Annotated in this window: 4 protein-coding genes; 2 read left to right on the top strand and 2 right to left on the bottom strand. The window is 76.9% G+C overall.

Annotated elements, in window-relative coordinates:
• Both ACFV0G_RS08990 and ACFV0G_RS08985 read left to right on the top strand, forming a co-directional pair.
• Positions 1–852 (top strand): GMC oxidoreductase (locus ACFV0G_RS08990; RefSeq protein ID WP_380544000.1); only part of this gene is annotated, 852 nt, incomplete at its 5' end.
• A 134-nt stretch (positions 853–986) separates the two neighbouring features.
• Positions 987–1,694 carry a FadR/GntR family transcriptional regulator gene (locus ACFV0G_RS08985; protein ID WP_380543997.1) on the top strand — a complete coding sequence of 236 codons (708 nt, stop codon included), beginning with the start codon at positions 987–989 and terminating at the stop codon, positions 1,692–1,694.
• Positions 1,695–1,719: 25 nt separating this feature from the next.
• Here ACFV0G_RS08985 and ACFV0G_RS08980 read toward each other — a convergent pair whose 3' ends face one another.
• On the bottom strand, positions 1,720–2,355 hold the full coding sequence (locus ACFV0G_RS08980) for a VanZ family protein (protein WP_380543994.1): 636 nt from the start codon (positions 2,353–2,355) through the stop codon (positions 1,720–1,722).
• A 95-nt stretch (positions 2,356–2,450) separates the two neighbouring features.
• Positions 2,451–3,389, bottom strand: a complete 939-nt coding sequence (locus ACFV0G_RS08975) for a hypothetical protein (RefSeq protein WP_380543991.1) — start codon at positions 3,387–3,389, stop codon at positions 2,451–2,453.
• Positions 3,390–3,544: the final 155 nt, after the last annotated feature.

Here is a 3,544-nt window from a genome sequence, read left to right as displayed (position 1 = left end):
CGCGGGCGCGCGCGCCCCCGGCCGCGCCCGCGCGCCGCCCCCGCGGGGGCCAGCGGGGGGCGGCGTCCCGACGGCACCGAACTGGAGATCCTCGCCCCGCTGGTCGTCGTGGCAGCGGGCGCCCTGCAGTCCCCGGCCCTGCTGCGGCGCTCCGGGCTCGGCGGCCACCCGCGGACCGGACGCAACCTCGCCGTCCACCCGGCGACCAGCGTCGCGGGACGCTTCGCCGAGCCGGTCGCCGGCGGCCCCGCCGTCCTGCAGAGCGCCGGCGTGGAGGAACTGCACGAGCAGGGCATCCTGATCGAGGCCACCGCCCCGCCGCCCGGCATGGGCTCCTTCGTCCTGCCCGGCCTCGGCCGGGAGCTGCGGGCCGAACTGGAGGACACCGAACGCCTCGCCACGCTCGGCGCGATGATCGCCGACCGGCCCGGCGGCCGCGTGCTCGGCAGCAGCGGATCCCTGCTGCGCTACGACCTGGACCCGCGGGACGGCCGCGCCCTGCTCCGCGCGGTCGCCGCCATGGGCGAACTGCTCTTCGCCGCCGGCGCCGAGGAGGTGCTCACCGGACTGCCCCGCGACCCGCGGGTCCGGTCGACCGCCGAACTGCACCGCCTCCTCGACCGGACCCGCCCGAGCCACCTGCACCTGTCCGCCTTCCACCCGACCGGCACCGTCGCCCTGGGCGCCGACCCGCAACGGGCCCCGGCCGACCCGCAGGGCCGGCTGCGCGGGGTCCACGGCGTCCTCCTCGCGGACGGCTCGGCGCTCCCCGGCTGCCCGGGGGTGAACCCGCAACTGACCATCATGGCCCTGGCACTCGCCGTCGCCCGGGCCGCCGCCGGTGCCGGCTGAGCGGCGGGCCACCGGGCGCCACGCCCGACGTCCGCCCTGCGCCGTACCCTTGACGACCCGTCCGCCGCTCGCTTGACTCCGCAGACGGGTGGCCATCCACCCGGACCCACCAGCACAGCCCGAGGAGAGCCCCCGTGCCCGCCGAGATCATCCCCCGCCGGTCCGTCGTCGACGAGCTCGAACACCGCCTCCGCGGCGACATCATGGACGGCACGCACGGGCCGGGCGCACTCCTGCCGCCCGAGCGGGAACTCGCCGCCGGCTACGGCGTCACCCGCACCACCCTCAAGCACGCCCTCTCCCGCCTCGAACAGGCCGGCCTGCTCAGCACCCGGCACGGCATCGGCACCCGAGTGCGCGACTTCCTGAAGGAGGGCAGCGCGGACCTGCTGCCCATGCTCTGCGCCCACGACAACGGCTGGCTCACCGACATCTTCGAGGTACGCCGCCACATCGGCACCCTCATCGCCCGCCGGGCCGCCACCCACCGCACCGACCGGCAGGCCCGGCGCCTGGAGGAGGCCCTGCGGGCGGTCGCCGCGGCAGCCGACGCGGACGCCGCCCAGCTCGCCGACATCGAGGTCCACCGCGAGCTCGCCCGGTCGACCGGCAATCGCGTCTACCTGCTGCTCACCAACACCCTCTTCAACGCCTACCTCCCCGTCCGCCGCGCCCTGCGCGCGCCCTTCGAGGACCCGGCCGCCACCGCCGACCTGCTGGGGCCCGTCGTCCGGGCCGTCGTCGACGGCCTGCCGGACCAGGCGGACCGGGCCGCCGAACGCTACCTGCACGCGACCGAGAAGATGATGCTCGGCTCGCTGAAGGCCGACCGCGCCGGCTGACCCGGCCGCCCGGGCCGACCATCCGTCACCCGGTGACGCCGGTACGGTCCTGCGCACCCTCCCCGGCGTCCGCGGCCTGCGCCCCGGCACGCACGGGCCGTCGCACCGGCCCGTTGCCGCGGCGCCGTCGGGCACGGACGGCGGCGCGGGCGACCGGGCCGCAGACCACGGCGAGCAGCAGCCCCAGGAACAGGCCGAAGAGGTTGTCCCAGACGTCCTGCGCGTCACAGGCACGGCCCAGCACGGGGAGGGCGTACTGGACGCTCTCCACGGCGAGCGGCACGCACAGCGCCACGGCCGCCGCCGCGGCCCGGCGGCCCCAGGTGCCGGCCAGGCCGACGGCCAGCCCCAGCGGCACGAACAGGGCGACGTTGAGACTGCTCTGGGTCGCCGTCAGCAGTTCGCTCAGCGGATGCGGGCCCGCGCCGTCCAGCACGCACTCCTGCGCGCCGTAGCGGGCGTTGTCCGCGAGCGACAGCTTGGTGTCGGGCAGCAGCGTGAGTGTCACGATGCCCCCGAGTGCCAGGACCACGAGGAAGCCGACGACGCGGTGCGCCCGGAGCAGCCGCCCCACCGGGCCGCTGCCCACGACGGCCAGGACGGCGGAGAGGATCGCGCCCGGCCAGAAGAGCGGCGACGCGTCGAGCACGGTGGTGATCACATCATCACGGACGCCGAGTGAGGCACGGACGGTTTCGCCCGGCCGCGTGCGTACTCACGGCCGGTCACCCGGGCCCTTCCGCACGGGCCCGCGGGTCAGTCCGTCTCCGGATCTGCCGGGGTCCCGGCTGCGGCGCTGCGCCTGCGGCGGGCGAGGACCGCGCCGCCGCCCGCGGTGGCGGCGAGCACGGCCAGGCCGCCGGCCGTCCAGGGCAGCGCGGTGGAGCGCGACGAACCGGTCGTGGCGAGCGGGGCCGCCGTCGCCGTCGCGGCCCCCGTGGCGGCCGAGGGCGGGACGGATGCCGCGGTGGAGGTCGCGGACGCCGGGGCCGTGCCCACCGGCGGGCTCGCCGCGGCGGCGGGGGCGGTCGTCGTGGTGGGGGAGGCCGCGGCCGTCGAACCCGGTGCGTTCGCGGCGGCGGCCGGGCGGCCGGCGGAGGTCGTGCGCGGGGGAGCGGGCGTCCGGCTCGGTGCGGGGCCGCCGGATCCGTAGCGGAACGTCGTCATCGGATAGTTGTAGTTGTCGAGCGCACCCTGGACGCTCGCGCCGGACGTGGTCAGCAGCGAGTACCCGCTGACGCCGTTGGTGCCGAGGTGGAAGGTGCCGCGGGCGGCGTCGCTGCTCAGACTGATCCGCAGGTGGACGGAGAGCGAGCCGTGCGGCGGGATCTCGAGTCGGCCGTTCGGCTCGGACAGCACCCAGCCGCCGTTGTCGTTGACGTGGTCGGAGGAGCGCCAGGAGCCGGTCGACGGGTCGTCCCACAGCACGGTGACCCCCTTCGGCTGCGAGAAGCCCTCCTGCGCGGTGTTCCAGAGCGCGAGGAAGAGGTCGTAGACCACGATGCGGTACGGGGAGGTCGAGTTGACGGTGAAGGTCATCTGGAAGCTGCCCCCGACCGGCAGCGAGGCGGGTACGCCGCTCAGGGTCGTCACGGTCTGGCCGTTGTGGCCCTGGGCGGCTTCCGCGGCCGGCGCCGCGCCCGCGAGGGCGAGGAGGGCCGCGGCCGGGACGGCGGCGAGACGGGTGCTGCGCATGCGAATCCCCTGATCGGCGACGGCCCCCGAGCGGGACCGGCCCGCATGCTAGCAACCGGAGTGCCGCCCTCCGACCGGCGCCGGCCCTCTGCCCCTACCCCCCGCCGGGGCCGGCCCAGCCAGCCGCGGTACCGTCGCCGCGGCGGGGCACGCAG

It is taken from the genome of Kitasatospora sp. NPDC059571, from assembly GCF_042735675.1.
Classification (GTDB): domain Bacteria; phylum Actinomycetota; class Actinomycetes; order Streptomycetales; family Streptomycetaceae; genus Kitasatospora.
The sequence above is the reverse complement of the archived record's forward strand: the minus strand, read 5'-3'. Positions and strand labels throughout refer to the sequence as shown.

Bases quoted from the DNA above. Each gene is read 5' to 3' on its own strand.
- ACFV0G_RS08975 (WP_380543991.1), bottom strand. From the start codon at position 3,389: ATGCGCAGCACCCGTCTCGCCGCCGTCCCGGCCGCGGCCCTCCTCGCC.